At 65.7% G+C, this 15,467-nt stretch carries 16 protein-coding genes; 6 read left to right on the forward strand and 10 right to left on the reverse strand.

Annotated features, from left to right (window positions below):
* Positions 1-31: 31 nt before the first annotated feature.
* The 7 genes from G6N33_RS23755 to G6N33_RS23780 all read right to left on the reverse strand — a co-directional run bounded on the left by G6N33_RS23755 (position 32) and on the right by G6N33_RS23780 (position 5,308).
* The gene (locus tag G6N33_RS23755; protein WP_044506354.1) at positions 32-457 is read right to left on the reverse strand and encodes a hypothetical protein; all 426 of its coding nucleotides are present in this window, start codon (positions 455-457) and stop codon (positions 32-34) included.
* A 15-nt stretch (positions 458-472) separates the two neighbouring features.
* Entirely contained in the window at positions 473-1,168 is a 696-nt protein-coding gene (locus tag G6N33_RS23760) for a hypothetical protein (protein ID WP_044506351.1), read from the reverse strand.
* Positions 1,165-1,293, reverse strand: a complete 129-nt coding sequence (locus G6N33_RS27780) for a hypothetical protein (protein ID WP_044506349.1) — start codon at positions 1,291-1,293, stop codon at positions 1,165-1,167. Before G6N33_RS27780 ends, G6N33_RS23760 begins: the two co-directional genes overlap by 4 nt.
* Positions 1,294-1,309: 16 nt before the next feature.
* On the reverse strand, positions 1,310-2,104 hold the full coding sequence (locus G6N33_RS23765; RefSeq protein WP_044506347.1) for a CbbQ/NirQ/NorQ/GpvN family protein: 795 nt from the start codon (positions 2,102-2,104) through the stop codon (positions 1,310-1,312).
* Positions 2,101-3,630 (reverse strand): nitric oxide reductase activation protein NorD, encoded by a 1,530-nt coding sequence (locus G6N33_RS23770; RefSeq protein WP_044506345.1) that lies wholly within the window; start codon positions 3,628-3,630, stop codon positions 2,101-2,103. The genes G6N33_RS23765 and G6N33_RS23770 overlap by 4 nt, the downstream gene beginning before the upstream one ends.
* A 155-nt stretch (positions 3,631-3,785) precedes the next feature.
* Positions 3,786-4,523 carry a hypothetical protein gene (locus G6N33_RS23775; RefSeq protein WP_044506344.1) on the reverse strand — a complete coding sequence of 246 codons (738 nt, stop codon included), beginning with the start codon at positions 4,521-4,523 and terminating at the stop codon, positions 3,786-3,788.
* Positions 4,524-4,708: 185 nt separating this feature from the next.
* Positions 4,709-5,308, reverse strand: a complete 600-nt coding sequence (locus G6N33_RS23780; protein ID WP_101528488.1) for a TetR/AcrR family transcriptional regulator — start codon at positions 5,306-5,308, stop codon at positions 4,709-4,711.
* A gap of 208 nt (positions 5,309-5,516) precedes the next feature.
* Here G6N33_RS23780 and G6N33_RS23785 point away from each other — a divergent pair, with 208 nt between their 5' ends.
* Together G6N33_RS23785 and G6N33_RS23790 are read left to right on the forward strand one after the other, a co-directional pair.
* Positions 5,517-6,305, forward strand: a complete 789-nt coding sequence (locus G6N33_RS23785; protein ID WP_044511903.1) for an SDR family NAD(P)-dependent oxidoreductase — start codon at positions 5,517-5,519, stop codon at positions 6,303-6,305.
* Positions 6,306-6,366: 61 nt separating this feature from the next.
* The gene (locus tag G6N33_RS23790) at positions 6,367-7,464 is read left to right on the forward strand and encodes an NAD(P)H-dependent amine dehydrogenase family protein (RefSeq protein WP_044506341.1); all 1,098 of its coding nucleotides are present in this window, start codon (positions 6,367-6,369) and stop codon (positions 7,462-7,464) included.
* A gap of 5 nt (positions 7,465-7,469) precedes the next feature.
* Here the strand turns inward: G6N33_RS23790 and G6N33_RS23795 are convergent, their stop codons facing one another.
* Positions 7,470-8,099 carry a TetR/AcrR family transcriptional regulator gene (locus G6N33_RS23795; protein ID WP_044506340.1) on the reverse strand — a complete coding sequence of 210 codons (630 nt, stop codon included), beginning with the start codon at positions 8,097-8,099 and terminating at the stop codon, positions 7,470-7,472.
* Positions 8,100-8,190: 91 nt separating this feature from the next.
* On the opposite strand from G6N33_RS23795, the gene G6N33_RS23800 reads away from it, so the two are divergent.
* Positions 8,191-9,414 carry a cytochrome P450 gene (locus tag G6N33_RS23800; protein WP_101528489.1) on the forward strand — a complete coding sequence of 408 codons (1,224 nt, stop codon included), beginning with the start codon at positions 8,191-8,193 and terminating at the stop codon, positions 9,412-9,414.
* A 170-nt stretch (positions 9,415-9,584) separates the two neighbouring features.
* Here the strand turns inward: G6N33_RS23800 and G6N33_RS23805 are convergent, their stop codons facing one another.
* Both G6N33_RS23805 and G6N33_RS23810 read right to left on the reverse strand, forming a co-directional pair.
* Positions 9,585-10,592: an aldo/keto reductase gene (locus G6N33_RS23805; protein ID WP_044506338.1), complete on the reverse strand. Its 1,008-nt coding sequence runs from the start codon at positions 10,590-10,592 to the stop codon at positions 9,585-9,587.
* A gap of 28 nt (positions 10,593-10,620) precedes the next feature.
* Positions 10,621-11,322, reverse strand: coding sequence for a hypothetical protein (locus tag G6N33_RS23810; protein WP_101528490.1), 702 nt, complete (start codon positions 11,320-11,322; stop codon positions 10,621-10,623).
* Between the two features lie 78 nt (positions 11,323-11,400).
* Between G6N33_RS23810 and G6N33_RS23815 the strand changes: the two genes are divergently transcribed.
* The 3 genes from G6N33_RS23815 to G6N33_RS23825 are packed head-to-tail and all read left to right on the forward strand — an operon-like array spanning position 11,401 to position 15,465.
* A complete protein-coding gene (locus G6N33_RS23815) occupies positions 11,401-12,906 on the forward strand; it encodes a carboxylesterase/lipase family protein (RefSeq protein ID WP_101528491.1) in 1,506 nt (501 codons plus the stop codon).
* A 58-nt stretch (positions 12,907-12,964) separates the two neighbouring features.
* A complete protein-coding gene (locus G6N33_RS23820) occupies positions 12,965-14,956 on the forward strand; it encodes a DUF7064 domain-containing protein (protein WP_044506335.1) in 1,992 nt (663 codons plus the stop codon).
* Positions 14,926-15,465 carry a gluconokinase gene (locus G6N33_RS23825; RefSeq protein ID WP_044506334.1) on the forward strand — a complete coding sequence of 180 codons (540 nt, stop codon included), beginning with the start codon at positions 14,926-14,928 and terminating at the stop codon, positions 15,463-15,465. Before G6N33_RS23820 ends, G6N33_RS23825 begins: the two co-directional genes overlap by 31 nt.
* Positions 15,466-15,467 lie beyond the last annotated feature (2 nt).

Below are 15,467 nucleotides of genomic sequence, written 5' to 3' on the forward strand. Positions count from 1 at the left end.
GTGGCCAGGAAGGTCAGCGGCAACCTGTCCGTCACGGGTGGGAACCTGCCGCTTGACGAGCCAGCCGTTCGTTGTGGATACGGACCAATTCGCGGAACCCCAGCCGATGGTACTTCGGTATCGGCTGGATGCCCCAGACGTCTTGAGCCGTGGCCTTGCCCTCGGCGCCCTCGGGCGGGCCGAACGGCGGGTACGGGTACTTGCACTCCAAAGTGTCGTTGGAGTACCGGATCTTCAGCAGTTCGCTACAGATCTCGGTGAGACTCAGCGTCGGGTAGCCGTAGTACACCGCCATGAACGGCAGCGTGAAGGCGCCCTCGATCACCAGTGCCACCAGGCAGACCAGCACGGCACGTTTGATCCACTTGTGCATACGCGCGTAATACGGCGTCGTCCCCGGCTCGAGGTCGGCGGTCGGGTCGTTGGAGGCCGAGGGGTCTTCGGTCGTCGCGGTCATTGCGGCACTGCTCCTCTAGTCGGAGAAGATTTCTCGATTGACGGTGTGCAGGTACGGAATCGCCAGGAACGGCGTGATGTAGAAGATGTCGTAGAGCCACCAGCCGACGACCGGGAACACCACACCGGCGTAACGCACGTCGGCGAACATGGTCATGTTGAACACGTAGGCGGACCAAATCACCACGCCCATCCAGCAGGTGATCACCATCCATTGGTGGCCCCAGCGCTTCATCTGCAAAAACCCGATCGCCGCGGCCACCCGCATGGAGAAGACGGTGAGGATCAGCCCTGCGACATAAGCCTTTTCGCCGGGGCCGGCCGCACCGCCGACCCAGAGTTCGTTGTAGTGCCAGAAGTATCCGGCGTCGAACATGTTGCCCCACCCCACCATCAGCACCCGGTTGACCAGGGTGTGGTTGGCAACCAGGTCCAGCGCCCAGCCCAGGCTGTTGAGCATGCCGTCGATCAGGACGAGGTAGCCGATCAGCGTCACGATCATGGGCCGAACCGACAGGCCGGCACGCAGCGCTTGGCGCTGCAGCCATACCCCGCGCATGAAGATTGGGAATCCGATCAGGCCTGGCGCCCACATGCCCATCAGCGCGGCGCCGACGATCATCCACTTGTCGGCGCGGCGCTGTGCCTGGCGCGACCCGTCGTGGTGTTCCTCCAGGCCCAGCGAATGCCCTTGCGCAGCGGACAGATTCACAGATCCCACCACCCCCGCGCGAACGACATGTAGAGCTGAATCCCGAACATCGTCAGCAGGTAGCCGTAGATGAAGATCTGGAAGATGATCAGCGCGCGTTTCCGCTTTTCCTCTTGTCGGTCCATGCCGTTGCTCCTCTCCTTAGGGCGAACTGCTCGACGTAGCCAGGCTGGCCGCCGCGACTTCACGAAGTCCGTCGGTGACCGCGCCGTCCGTGCTCAGCGGCGCGAGGATGCACGCGTTGGCGGCATCCAACTCGGTTGCGCCCGCGGCGATCAACTGGGCGGCGGTGACCAAGACCCGGGTCGATGGCGGCTCGAAGTGGAACGCCTCGTCGGCCGTGCGGATCGCGACGGCGCAGCCGACCAGCCGCCGCGCGGTGGCCAGCGGGATGCCCGATTCGGCGACGATCACCTCGGCCTCACGGTCGGGCGGCAGATAGTGCATCGCCAACGTGGCGAAGCGTTGCCGGAACGACGGTTTGAGCTCCTTGAGCGAGCTGCGGTAGGCCGGGTTGTAGGAACACACCAGCATGAACTCCTGCGGCGCCGTCACCACTTCGTTCGCGCGGTCGAGGTAGAGCGACCGCCGGTGATCGGTCAGGGAATGCAGGATGGCCAATGAGTCGTGGCGGGCCTCGACGACCTCGTCGAGATAGCAGATCGCGCCGGCCTTGACGGCCCGGGTCAGCGGGCCGTCGGTCCAGATCACGTCGCCGCCGGTGACCATGAAGCGCCCGACCAGATCAGAGCTGGTGAGATCGTCGTGGCAGCTGATCGTGACGACGGGGCGCTGCAATAACGAGCCCATGTGCTCGACGAAGCGGGTCTTGCCGCACCCGGTCGGGCCAGTGAGCATGACGGGGATGCGCCGGTGGAAGGCCTGCTCGAACAGCTGGACTTCGTTGCCATTGGCGAAATAGCTATCGGTGGTCATGCGGCGACCAATTCCCGATGGACATGGGCCAGCACTCGCGGCAGCTCCTCTACGCGTCGGATACGTTGGGATCGCCGGGGTCCGAACACTTCGGGCAGCGGATCGACGCGGGTCGGTCCGACCCCGACGTAGTACATCGACACGCCGGCATCGTTGGCCTCCTCGACCGCGTGCGCGGTGTCCGCCCACGCATAACGGCCCTCGTAGCCCTCGTCGGAGATCAGTCCGTCACCAATGACGATCAGCAGGCGACGTTCCGATGGTTGCGCGAGCAGCCGGCTCGTCAGATGACGGAGCGGCGCACCGAGCCTGGTGTAGCCATGGGTGGACAGGCCCAGCCCGCTCGGCGGCACGAAGCGGCGATCCCCGAAGTCCTTCAGGCACCGCACCTCGACGCGATGACGGGTGTTGCCGGTGAACACGAAGATGCCGTGCGGTTCGCGTGCCAACGTCATGGCGCCCGAAAGCGCATCGGCACAGGCCAATTCGAGCTGGAAAACCCGGCCGCCGTGCACGCCCAGCGACGAACTGCCGTCGAGTAGCAACGCAGTGGTCACGTCGCGGCTGCTGGGAAGCAGGTCGCGAAACACCCTCGGTTCCTTGGCCTCGCCGGTGGACAGGTCGATGTAGTGGTTGACGTACTGGTCGACATCGAGGTCCGATCCGTCCTCGAGACGGTTGGTTATTGCCCGATGGGTGTGTTCTTCGAACCACTTGCGAACGTCGACGGCCACCGGAACCGGACGGCGAATGCGCCGGCCGTCGGCATGCTCGATGACGGCGACGTGGTCGCGCATGAACCGCTGAGTCCACATGTTCCATTCGGGATACGGAATCCCCGGCCGGTGTTGTGGGGTGACGTCGAGATCGTTGTCCTGTGGCCGGCTCGGCGGTGGCAGGTTGGGATTGCGGACGCCGCCGTCGCCGCCGACGGGAACCGAGTACGGTCGCGGAATACGCTTTTGCTTGGTCGTCCACGGCATCCGGCCAAAGCTGCGGCGCAACTTGTCGGTCAATCCGTGCGGCGCCGTGTACGCCAGCGGCAAGGCGCCGAGCAGTGGATGAACCGTCAGTTCTTGGCCGGTGTTGGCTAAGGCGATCGCCCGGCCGAGCATCTCCGCGGTGCTCATGTCGCCGGCTTCGATCCGCATGTCGGGGAGAAGCCGCCGGGCATCGGGGAGCAGCCCGGGCCAGCGCGAGGAGATCCAGCCCAGCGCGACGCCCGCCTCGACCAGCGTGAGCGCTCGCAGCTCCCGGGCGGCGAGTTCGTTCAGGCGGTAGGAGGTGATGCGTTCTTTCGACGGCGAACACTGAAGGGCCACACCGCAGGTAAGGGTGCGGCGGGTCCACTCGGCCGGCGCTGGGTAGGGGACGTGAACGAACGTCAGCGCCGCGTTCAACCCGAAGCCTCGCCGTTCACCCGTGACAAGCCGAACGCCTTCGCGGCGTTGCTCGCTCAGCGCGACTGCCGTGACGCCGCAACTGCGTTCCACCGCCATCGCGTGACCGTCGGAATGTTCACTCATGGGCGGTATTTCGCGGTTCAGAACGTGCCGATGTTGGAGAACAGCCAGTACCAGAACCAGATGATGAGCCCGGTGCCGCCCCATGCGGCAACATAACGAAGGATTTCCCACAGATAGCCCACGATTTTGACCTCCTCGGTGATGGTGTCCGTGCGTCAGTCCGAGAAGAGTTCACGGTTGACGGTGTGCAGGTACGGAATCGCCAGGAACGGGGTGATGTAGAAGATGTCGTAGAGCCACCAGCCCACGACCGGTAGCACGACGCCGGCGAAGCGCACGTCGGCGAACATCGTCATGTTGAACACGTAGGTAATCCAGATCACCACGCCCATCCAGCAGGTGATCACCATCCATTGGTGACCCCAGCGTTTCATCTGCAGGAAGCCGATGGCGGCGGCGATGCGCATGGTGAAGACGGTCAGGATGAGTCCGACTTCCATGGCTTTTTCGCCCGGCCCCGCGGCGCCGCCGACCCAGAGTTCGTTGTAGTGCCAGAAGTATCCGGCGTCGAACATGTTGCCCCACCCGTTGAGCAGTACCCGCGCCAACAGCGTGTGGTTCGCCACCAGGTCGAGTGCCCACCCGACGGTGTTGATTGCGGCGTCGATGATCACCAGATAGCCGAGCAGGGTAACCAGCATCGGCCGCACCGACAAACCGTCCCGTTGCGCCCGGCGCAATAATCGCACTCCCCACAGGAACAGCGGCAGGCCAAAAATGCCCAGCGCGGCGGTTCCGATCAGCAGACTCCCGGAGACCAGCCACTTATCGGCTCGGCGCTGCGCGAGTTGGGACCGTTCCAGGTGTTCGTCGAGCGTCAGAGTTGCTGTGGCAATGGGGTTTTCCTTCTCGGGTCCATCGGCGTGGCGCTGGCGCAGCTGAGGTCGATTCACGAACCCTCCCCGTCATCGGCGCTGATTGGATCGGCCTGTGCACTATAACAGGCTGACTACAGTCAGCAATATAGTAGGCACACCAAGGCCCCATCAGGGCTCAATAGGTGTCGACTGAAAGAGTTCGAGCGGCATGCGGGCAGCGATTGCTGACAGAAGTCAGCAATCCGGCCTTCAGCCGCGGATCACGGCTGAAGGCTTCGCAACGTCCGTGCGACGAACTCTTCCAGCAGGGTGTGGCCGGTCGGCCAGTGGTTGGTGGTGATCAGCAACGCGTACAGGCCCAGTAGGAAGAACACCGCGCTGTTCATCGCGTTGACGTCCGGATCGGTCTCACCGCGGCGTTGGGCACCCGCGATCTCCTCGGCGACGAGCATGATCAGCGGGTGATCTCGGCCGTCCTCGGTCTGGGGCCGGGTTTGGGAAAAATGCAGCGCGAGAAAGTCATTGAAGAGCAGATCACCCAGGCGGCGCTCCAATCCAACCACCAGGCGGACCGCCTCGTTCAGGGCGCCGGCGAGATCATGCTTGGCCTTCAAGAATTGCGCGAATTGCTTGGCGATCCGCTCCTCTTCACGGCGTTCCAACTCCAGCAGCACATGCTCCTTGGTCGGAAAGTGAAAGAAGAACGTCCCGTGGGCGACTCCCGCGGCCGCCACGATGGAACCGACGTCGGCCTCGGCCATCCCGGCACGGGCGAATTCGGCAATCGCGGCGCCCATCAATCGCTCCCGCGTCTGTAGGCGCTTAGCTTCGCGTGCCGACAGCCGGTCCGTCACAGCCATTTGATTCCTTACGGTTGACCCGACTCATGTCAGAGATTTCGGCGTAAGCATGTCATTATGCCGGGTTTTGCCTAAAAAGGCTTGCATTACTTGATGATTATCGAGCCATCCGTATGGCGCGGAGTTTTAACCGCTGCATTGGTTGACTTTAGTCAGCATGATTCCTAGATTGATCGGCGCACACCACGCTCGATCGAAGGAGTTCGACATGGCGTTGGAGCAGTTCCGGCTGGACAGACAGGTCGCGATCGTCACCGGCGCCGGCAAGGGTGTCGGGGCCGGCATCGCCCGGGTTTTGGCGGAAGCCGGGGTGACGGTCGTCGGGACCGCGCGTACCGAGGCGGACATCGTCGGCACGATCGAGGGAATCGAGGCCGCGGGTGGCAGCGGGCTGGCGCTGGTCGCGGACGCGACAAGCCGCACCGACGGCGAGCGGGTGGTGGACACCGCGATGGAACGGTTCGGCCGCATCGACATTCTGGTCAACAACGTCGGCGGCTCGACCTACGCGCGATTTCTCGACATCACCGACGAGGACTTCCGGCATACTTTCGACTGGTGCGTGACATCTGCGTTCATCATGAGCCAGCTGTGCGCGCCGCACATGATCGACGCCGGGCACGGCTCGATCGTCAACATCTCCTCGGGCTCAGCGCGTTTCGGCATCCGGGCGTTGACCGCCTACTGCGTCGCCAAGGGCGGCCTCGAGGCACTGACCCGCGCCATGGCGCAGGAACTTGCGCCAAAGATCCGCGTCAACGCCATCGCGCTGGGCTCATTCGCCACCGATGGACTCAAGGGCAGCCTGGACCTGATGCCCGGATCGCTGGAGAAGATGCAGGAGGCCACCCCGCTGCACCGGCTCGGTGACGTCGAGGATCTGGGCCGCCTCACGGTGTATCTGTGCACCCGGGACTGCTACGCGACGAACGCGATCTTCCACGTCGACGGTGGGATCGACGCCAACAATTCGCCGCTGCCAATCCCCGATTACTGACCGGGACGGTGAGGCAAGGCGTCATGATGAGTCATTCGCCGTGTCGGAAGGAGGAGGGCAGGTGCGCAGAGTCGTTCAGTTCTCGACCGGAAATGTGGGCCGGCATTCGTTGCGGGCCATCGTCGGTCGGCCGGACCTCGAGCTGGTCGGCGTGCACGCGTCCGGCGCCGACAAGATCGGCAAGGATGCCGCACAGCTGTGCGGACTCGACAAGCCCACCGGCATCGTGGCCACCGACGACATCGAGGCGCTCGTCGGCCTGGGTGCCGACTGCACGGTCTACACGTCCCAGGGCGAAACCCGACCGATGGAGGCCATCGAGCAGATGTCGGCGTTCCTCGCCGCGGGCACCAACGTCGTGGGCACGTCGATGGTCTGGCTGGTCACCCCGCGCCACGCCGACGACTGGTTGCGGGTACCGCTACAGCGTGCCTGCGCGGCCGGCCACACGTCGCTGTACGTCAATGGCATTGATCCGGGCTTTTCCGGCGACACGCTGGTGCACTCGGCGGTCAGCCTGACCACCCGGGTGGATTCGATCACCGTGCAGGAGATCTTCGACTACGGCAACTATGACGACGCCGAATTCACAGGCGCCGCAATGGGGTTCGGGACGAAGCCGGGCGACGAGTCGCCGATGATGTTTCTCCCCGGGGTGATCGTGTCGATGTGGGGCGGTCAGGTTCGCAGCCTGGCCGACAACCTGGACATCAAGCTCGACGAGGTACGCCAGCGTGTCGAACCCTGGTACACACCGGAACGAATCGAGTGCACGATGATGACAGTCGAGCCCGGACAGATGGGCGCCGTGCGGTTCGCCACCGAGGGGGTGCGCGACGGTAAATCGGTACTCACCCTCGAACACGTCACCCGGCTCACCGATGCCGCGGCGCCGGGCTGGGAATACCCTCCCGAGGGCCACACCGGGGTGCATCGTGTCGTCGTCGAGGGCGACCCCCGGGTGGAAATCAACACCCACGTTTCGCATCCGCTGTTCGATTCCACCGACGCCGGCTGCATCGCGACGGCGGCACGGGTAGTCAACGCGATCGATTGGGTGTGTCGCGCGCCGCAAGGACTGCTCGCCGTGGAGGACATCCCACTCTCCGCGACGATGCGCGGCGCGATGTGGAACGAGCAGGACCGGACCACGAACTAGATCGGTTACAGCGGCCAGGTATTCGGGCCGACGGTGTAGCGCAGCGCCGCCGCCGGTGGCAGCGACTGTCGTTCGCCGACCGATATCGCGTCGACGATCAAGGCGACATAGCGGCGCCAGCCGCCGCTGTCGGCATCCATCGTCGACAGCACGCTGAACAGCATCGCGACCAGCCGAGGCAGGTCGTCGGTGACCAGGTCGGGCCGAATGGTGCCGAGTCGCTGGCCTTCGCGGGCCAGCTCGCCGAGTGCGGTGTTGAGCGACACCGAGATGTCGGAGGTCAGCGATCCGGCCCGCCGGGCGGCGGTCAGCAGATTGTGTTCCCGGGCGCCTAGCGATATCGCCGCTTCGATCAGCTGGGTCAGGCCGTCGAGCGGATCCGTGGCGGCGCGGGCACTTTCGATCACCGGCGTCAGGTCTTCGGCGATGCTCTGGTCCAGCGCGGCGCGCACCAGATCGGCTTTCGTCGGGAATCTGCGGTAGAGCGTGCGCTCACCGACACCCGCGCGGCGGGCCACGGCCTCTACCGGCGCGTCGGGCCCTATGTCGCCGTAAACCTCACGCGCGGCGCGCAGGAGGCGCTCGACGTTGCGCGCGGCGTCGGCGCGCAACGGACGGTCCTCGACCGCGGTCATGCTGACAGCCTAACTGACAGTTGACTGCCAACAGGGTCGGCTCTACGCTCTACAACTGGCAGCTATCTGACACTTACTGGAAACGCGGGCTATGTCAGTATCTTTCGAGAAGTCCGACTCGTGCCCCGACGCCGAGTTGCCGGTGCTGCCGGTGGGCCGGCCCACCCGGTGCCCGCTCGCGCCGCCTCCCGAGTTCGTGGACTGGCGCGAACAGCCGGGGCTGCGGCGGGCGATGTTCCAGGGGAACCCCGTCTGGGTGGTCAGCCGATATCAAGACATCCGGGCGGCGCTGGTCGACCCGCGGTTGTCCGCCAAGACGATTCCGGACTCGATCCTGCCGACCGACGCCGACGACAACGTCGCGGTGATGTTCGCCCGCACCGACGATCCCGAGCATCACCGGTTGCGGCGCATGATGACCAGCAACTTCACCTTCCGTCGTTGCGAATCGCTGCGGCCACACATCCAGCAGATGGTCGACCATTATCTCGGGCAGATGGTGGCTAACGGTGCGCCGGCCGACCTGGTGCGTGAATTCGCGTTGCCGGTGCCGTCCATGGTGATCGCGCTGCTGCTGGGAGTGCCGACCGAAGACCTTGAACTCTTTCAACTCAACACCACGAAGGGCCTCGACCACAAATCCACCGACGCGGAAAAGGGCGAGGCGTTTGGAGCGATGTATGCCTACATTCACGAGTTGGTACAACGCAAAGAACGTGCACCCGGCGACGACTTGATCAGCCGCCTGCTCAGCGAATACGTGGCCACGGGCCAGCTCGACCACACCACCACGGCCATGAACGCCGTCATCATGATGCAGGCCGGCCACGAAACCACCGCCAACATGATCTCGTTGGGAACCGTTGTGCTGCTGGAACATCCGGAAGTGTTCGAGCGGCTGGGACAGACCGGCGATCCGGCCGTCGTCGCCAACATCGTCGAAGAGCTGATGCGTTACCTGTCCATCGTGGATAGCCAGGTCGACCGGGTGGCCACCGAAGATTTGCTGATCGGTGGGCAGCTAGTTCGCGCCGGGGAGTTCGTCCTGATGAGCCTGCTCGCCGGGAACTGGGACCCCGATTTCGTCGATCAACCCGAGACCTTCGACGTCGATCGAAACACCCGAGGACACTTGGGCTTCGGTTACGGCGTGCACCAATGTATCGGAGCCAATCTCGCCCGCGTCGAGATGCAGGTCGCCTTCGCCACGCTGGCCCGTCGGCTGCCCGGACTCCGGTTGGCGGTGCCGCCCGAGGAACTGCGGTTCAAGGATGCCTCCATCTACGGTATGAAAGAACTCCCGGTCAGCTGGTGACGACGCCGACGAACGAACTGCGGTTCGGCGATCAGGTCGCCACGATCACCAGCGCCGGTGGTGGTAAGGGCCACGACAGTCCTGACTTTCGACGTTGTGGCAGAACATCTTTCGGACATTGGCGACGAAACCGGATACCGGTGCCGGCCGGCCCGGCAGTCGACCTGAGGCTATTCTCGCCCGGCCGACACCCAACCCAGATCTTCGAAGCGGTCCCCGGCGACCACGGAGCCGGCAGCATCCAACGCCGCCAACTGCTCTGGTGTCAGAGCCAACGTCAGCGAGGCCGCGTTCTCGTCGACTCGCGCCGCCCGCCGGGTACCCGGAATAGGCACGCTGGCGACACCCAGCTGCTGTGCGCGGTGGCGCAGCCAGGCCAGGGCGACCTGAGCGCCCGTGGCGCGGTGCGCCTGGGCAATCGACGTGACGACATCGACCACGGCGAGGTTGGCCTCCAGGGCGCCCTGAGCGAAGCGCGGCACCCGGCGGCGAAAGTCGCCCGGTGCGGACAAATCCGCGGCCGATCGGACCGTTCCGGTGAGAAAGCCCCGTCCCAACGGGGAATAGGGCACGAACCCGACGCCCAGCTCGGCGGCGGCCGGGACGACGTTGCGTTCCACGTCGCGGCTCCACACCGACCATTCGCTCTGCACGGCCGCGATCGGGTGTACCGCGACGGCGGTGCGTAGTTCGTCGGCGGTCACCTCGGACAATCCGAGATGTCGCACCTTGCCGGCGGTTACCAGCTGGGCCATCGCCCCGACCGTCTCCTCGATCGGCACATTCAGATCTCGCCGGTGCATGTAGTACAAGTCGACAACCTCGGTGTTGAGCCGGTGCAGGCTCTCGTCGATGCACTGCTGCACATAGGCGGCGTCCCCGCGCACCGCAAGCGAACCGGTGGTCGGGTTGCCGGCGATACCGAATTTCGTTGCGAGAGTGACCTCGTCGCGACGGTTCGCCAGGATGTTCGCGATCAGTCGTTCGTTGTTGCCGCCCCCGTACACGTTCGCGGTGTCGATGAAGGTGACACCCACATCGAGGCAGTGATTCAGCGTGGCCAGTGATTCCGTGTCGTCGACCTCTCCGTAGACGGGGGTCAGCGCCATGCCGCCGAATCCGATCGCGCTCACGGTGAGCCCGTCGCCAAGCTCGACGGTGGGCAGTGCAGTGGGCATGTTTGTGCTCCTAATGGTCGTCCGAGCCTCAGCAGCTGAATGAGATGCCGACACCGTCTGGCGGCGGCACCGGCCGCAGGCAGCCGAACTGCTGGATCCCGGTGCTGCTGAACCGTACCGCCGACTGGTGGGCGTAATTCACGCAGTACAGGCCGGCCTGGTCGGCGCGGCAGCGGTAGTCGTCGTAGGACAGTGTGGTTCCGCTTGCCAATTCGGGTCCGTCGCCGTTGACGAACGGACCGGGATCGCCGCGAGCGGCCCCCACCTGGAGCTTCATGCCGTCGAAGTCCACCCAACCGCCCTTCCATTCGCCGTAGGCGGTGTCGGGACGGGGTGGGGGATCAGCCAGGTCGACCAGACAGGTCAACGTGTCACCGGTGTGCTTGGAATCGGTCGTGCACACGACGGGGCGACCGGGCGGGGCGCTCGCCACCGTGAACGCGATGTCGCTGCCCAGCGGCGTCGTGACGCCCTCGCGGGTGACGCTGTGGTACCCGTCCGGGTCGGCGGGCCGACCTGCCTCGATCCACGCGATGACGTCCGAGATGGGTGCGCCCGCCGCGGGGGGCGCCGGTGCCGCCGGGGGTTTACCACCCGGCGCGGCCGTGGCCATCGGGGAGGAACCCGACAGAGTGGTGGTCGGGTTCGATGTCTGCGCCGATTGGCCACCACCGGTGTGCGAGCAGGCGGCCACCAGCACCGGGAGCGCGAGCAGCGCGGCCATCCGCATGCCGACAGGCTAACCGGCGCGCCCGGCGTTTCGCCGCTCCGCGCGCCCTACATACGTAGTGTCGGCTACCGTCGGCATATGCACGAGCGCACTATCCGCGCACGCACCACAAATGGCACCGTCGAAGGCTTCACGCGTGATGGCGTCAACCGCTGGCGCTCCATCCCGTACGCGCGGCCACCCGTTGGCCGGCTCCGATTGCGGGCTCCGCAACCGGCCGTGCCCTGGGCGGGCGTGCGGCACTGCCACGGTTTCACCAACTGCGCGCCGCAACAGCGGCGCTACACCGTGCTCGGTCTGGGTAAGTACCAGAGCATGGGGGAGGACTGCCTCACCCTCAACGTCGTCACACCGGAAGCCGGGCACGGCGAGCCGCTGCCGGTCATGGTCTTCATCCATGGTGGCGGCTACATCATGGGCAGTTCGGCCACGCCGCTCTATGACGGCGCGGCACTGGCGCGCCGCGGCTGCGTGTACGTATCGGTCAACTACCGCCTCGGCGCGCTGGGATGCCTTGACCTGTCGTCCCTGTCGACTCCGGACGTCACCATCGACAGCAACCTCTATCTACGCGACCTGGTGCTGGCGCTGCAGTGGATCCGCGACAACATCGCCGGGTTCGGTGGAGATCCCGGCAACGTCACCATCTTCGGCGAGAGTGCGGGCGCGTGCATCACCGCGACGCTGCTGGCCGTGCCGGCCGCCGCTGGCCTGTTCGCCCGGGCCATCTCCGAAAGCCCCGCGTCGGGTCTGGTGCGTTCCAAAGAGATTGCGGCCCAGTTCGCGACGCGCTTCGCCACCCTGCTCGGCGCCCGGCCCGGTGCCGCCGCCGACGCGCTGCTGCAGGCGTCCGCGACTCAACTGGTACAGACCCAGCACCGGCTGATCGATCAGGGCATGGAAAACCGGTTGGGAGCCTTTCCGATCGGCCCGGTCATCGGTGACGATGTGCTGCCGGTCGACCCCGTCGAGGCGATGGAATCCGCCCGGGCCCAACGGGTTCCGCTTATCGTGGGCACCAACGCTGAAGAAGGTCGGCTGTTCACCCGCTTCCTGCGGATGCTGCCGACCAACCAGAACATGATCGAAGAGTTGCTGGCCGACGTGGAACCCGCTGCGCGTGAACGTATTACCGGCGCCTACCCCGATTATCCATCCTCCTCGGCGTGCATCCAGCTGGGCGGTGACTTCGCCTTCAGCTCGGCTGCCTGGCAAATCGCCGAGGCGCACAGCAGCCACGCACCGACCTACCTGTACCGCTACGACTACGCGCCGCGGATGCTGCGCTGGTCGGGTTTGGGCGCCACGCACGCGACCGAGCTGCTGGCCGTGTTCGATTTCTATCGCACCCGGCTGGGCTCGTTGTTGACCGCCGCCGCGGATCAGCGCGCCGCGCTCAAGGTCAGCAACGACGTGCAGCGGCGCTGGCGGGCGTTCAGCCGTACCGGGGTGCCGGGCGACGACTGGCCGGTCTACACCCACGACGACCGCGCCGTGCTGGTCTTCGACCGCAAGAGCCGTATCGAGTTCGATCCGCACCCGCATCGCCGGTTGGCGTGGGCGGGCTTCTCATTGGCCCAATGACCTGGCACGCTGGCTTGGCGCGCAGAAACCGTCAGCGAACAATCGGCGAAGGACGTCAATGCAGACCAAGCCCGTCGAACGAACCAGTGATCTCACGGCGTCGTGGTTGACCGACGTGCTCGGCGCCGGCGAGGTCGTGGGCTTCGACGTCGAGCGCATCGGCACCGGCCAGATGAGTGAGTGCTACCGCGTCCGACTCCGTTACGCGGACGGGGCCACGGGACCCGAGTCGGTGGTGTTGAAGGTCGCGGCCAGCGACCCGGTCAGCCGGCAAACCGGATTGGCGCTGGGTCTCTATGAGCGGGAAGTCCGCTTCTATGGCGACGTCGCCCCGCGCCTGGGCGGACCGATCGCACCCTGCTACCACGCGGCGGTCGACACCTCGACGGGGATGTTCGACCTGCTGCTTGGTGACGCCGGTCCGGCGGTGGTGGGCGACGAAATTGCCGGTGCCACAATCGAACAGGCGCTGCTCGCCGTGGTTGAGCTCGGTACCCTGCATGGCCCGTTGCTGGGGGACGCGGCGCTGGCCGAGGCGCCGTGGCTGAACCGGGAAGCGCCGCTGAACCAGTCGATGATCGCGGGGCTCTACGCCGGCTTTCTCGACCGCTACGGCGATCGGATCGCACCCGCACACCGGATGGTGTGTGACCGTCTGGTGGGCGCGTTTGATGCCTACCAGGCCGCCGAGGCGGAGCGCGGCGGGGTGCGGGGCCTGGTTCACGGCGACTATCGGATGGACAATCTGTTGTTCGGCGCCCAGGGCGCCGATCGGCCGCTGACGGTGGTGGATTGGCAGACCGTCTCCTGGGGCCCGGCTCTGACCGATCTCGCGTATTTTTTAGGCTGCGCCCTGCCTGCGGCAGACCGGCGGGCCCACTACGACGCGTTGCTGCGCGCCTACCACGGCGCGCTGGGACCGGATGCACCTCTCGCGCTGGGTGAGGTCGCCGAAGGCGTCCGCCGACAGAGCTTTTTCGGCGTCATGATGGCGATCGTTTCGTCGATGCTGGTGGAGCGCACGGAGCGGGGTGATCGCATGTTCATGACGCTGCTGCAACGACATTGCAAACATGTTCTCGACACCGACGCGCTGACGACGCTACCCGATCCGATTGCGCCGGAGCCGCTGCGGCCCTGCCCCGACGACGAAGCCGTACATGCGCCGACCGACGAACCGCTGTGGAGCGAAAGCTGGTATGCCGACTTCGTCGACGCGGCACACGGTTTCGGCGGCTGGTTTCGCATCGGTCTAGTCGCCAACCAGCGGGTCGCATGGGTTCAGGTGTTGGTATGCGGGCCCGACCTGTCGACCGTCGCCGTCCTGGACTACCAGGTCCCGTCGCCCGCCGATCCGTGGGTGATACGCACGGACGCCTTCGACATCGGCCACCGCGCCACCGAACCGTTGCGCACCTATCGGCTCGACGTGCGGGCACAAGGCCAGGCCTACTCGGACCCGTCGGCGTTGTTGCGCGGCGAATCGGGCACGCCGATCGGCCTGACGATGAACCTGCTGTGGACCACCGACGGCATGCCCTATCAGTACCGGGTCACTACACGCTATGAAATCCCTTGCACGGTAACGGGCACTGTCACCGTTGGCGACAAAAGCTACCGGCTCGACGCCGTTCCCGGACAACGCGACCACTCGTGGGGTGTGCGGGACTGGTGGAGCATGGACTGGATGTGGAGCGCGCTGCACCTCGAGGACGGCACCCACCTGCACGCTCTGGACATCGACATTCCGAACGTTGGGCCGGTGGGTATCGGCTACGTTCAGGATTCCGGCCAGGTGACCGAACTTCACACGGTGCGCAATCCGCGCGCCTTCGGCGCCAACGGATTACCGCTGAACATGACCTTGAGCCTGGAACCCGGCGAGGTCGCCGGCGATATCGACATCCGCGGCCACGCGCCGGTCGTGCTGACCGGTCCCGACGGACAGATCAGCGAATTCGCACGCGCCTGGGTGCGCATCGACACCAAGGACGGCCGCACCGGCGTCGGCTGGATGGAATGGAATCGCAACCGCACACCACGGGCCTGAGCGTGGCGCCACGCGCCACGGGTGCCAGCGCTGCGCCCGTCGTGGTGATGGGCGTCTCCGGGTCTGGTAAGACGACGGTGGGTTCCGTTCTGGCACAACGCTTGCGGGTGCCATTCATGGACGCAGACAACCTGCATCCGCGGGCCAACATCGCCAAGATGAGTGCCGGTGAACCCTTGACCGACGACGACCGCCGCCCGTGGCTAGAGCGAGTCGGGCAGTGGCTGGCCGAGCACCGGGACGGCGGTGTGATGAGCTGTTCGGCGCTCAAACGCGCCTACCGCGATCAGCTGCGGTCACACTGCCCGACCGTCAAATTCCTGCATCTCACCGGATCACTGCAGGAGATCAACGCCCGGCTGGCGACCCGGTCCGGCCATTTCATGCCGGCGGCACTGCTGGAATCACAATTCGACTCGCTGGAGCCGCTGCAGGCCGACGAGCCCGGTGTCGCCGTCGACATCCGAGACGACGTCGACACCATCGTCGACCGTTACCTGGGCGGCTAGCC

Source organism: Mycobacterium simiae, from assembly GCF_010727605.1.
GTDB classification, from domain to species: domain Bacteria; phylum Actinomycetota; class Actinomycetes; order Mycobacteriales; family Mycobacteriaceae; genus Mycobacterium; species Mycobacterium simiae.

Excerpts from the sequence above, each read along its gene's own strand:
- G6N33_RS23755 (WP_044506354.1), bottom strand. The coding sequence starts at position 457 with ATGACCGCGACGACCGAAGACCCCTCGGCCTCCAACGACCCGACCGCC.
- G6N33_RS27780 (WP_044506349.1), bottom strand. The coding sequence starts at position 1,293 with ATGGACCGACAAGAGGAAAAGCGGAAACGCGCGCTGATCATCTTCCAG.
- G6N33_RS23765 (WP_044506347.1), bottom strand. The coding sequence starts at position 2,104 with ATGACCACCGATAGCTATTTCGCCAATGGCAACGAAGTCCAGCTGTTC.
- G6N33_RS23770 (WP_044506345.1), bottom strand. The coding sequence starts at position 3,630 with ATGAGTGAACATTCCGACGGTCACGCGATGGCGGTGGAACGCAGTTGC.
- G6N33_RS23780 (WP_101528488.1), bottom strand. The coding sequence starts at position 5,308 with ATGGCTGTGACGGACCGGCTGTCGGCACGCGAAGCTAAGCGCCTACAG.
- G6N33_RS23785 (WP_044511903.1), top strand. The coding sequence starts at position 5,517 with ATGGCGTTGGAGCAGTTCCGGCTGGACAGACAGGTCGCGATCGTCACC.
- G6N33_RS23795 (WP_044506340.1), bottom strand. The coding sequence starts at position 8,099 with ATGACCGCGGTCGAGGACCGTCCGTTGCGCGCCGACGCCGCGCGCAAC.
- G6N33_RS23800 (WP_101528489.1), top strand. The coding sequence starts at position 8,191 with ATGTCAGTATCTTTCGAGAAGTCCGACTCGTGCCCCGACGCCGAGTTG.
- G6N33_RS23805 (WP_044506338.1), bottom strand. The coding sequence starts at position 10,592 with ATGCCCACTGCACTGCCCACCGTCGAGCTTGGCGACGGGCTCACCGTG.
- G6N33_RS23810 (WP_101528490.1), bottom strand. The coding sequence starts at position 11,322 with ATGCGGATGGCCGCGCTGCTCGCGCTCCCGGTGCTGGTGGCCGCCTGC.
- G6N33_RS23815 (WP_101528491.1), top strand. The coding sequence starts at position 11,401 with ATGCACGAGCGCACTATCCGCGCACGCACCACAAATGGCACCGTCGAA.
- G6N33_RS23820 (WP_044506335.1), top strand. The coding sequence starts at position 12,965 with ATGCAGACCAAGCCCGTCGAACGAACCAGTGATCTCACGGCGTCGTGG.
- G6N33_RS23825 (WP_044506334.1), top strand. The coding sequence starts at position 14,926 with ATGGAATCGCAACCGCACACCACGGGCCTGAGCGTGGCGCCACGCGCC.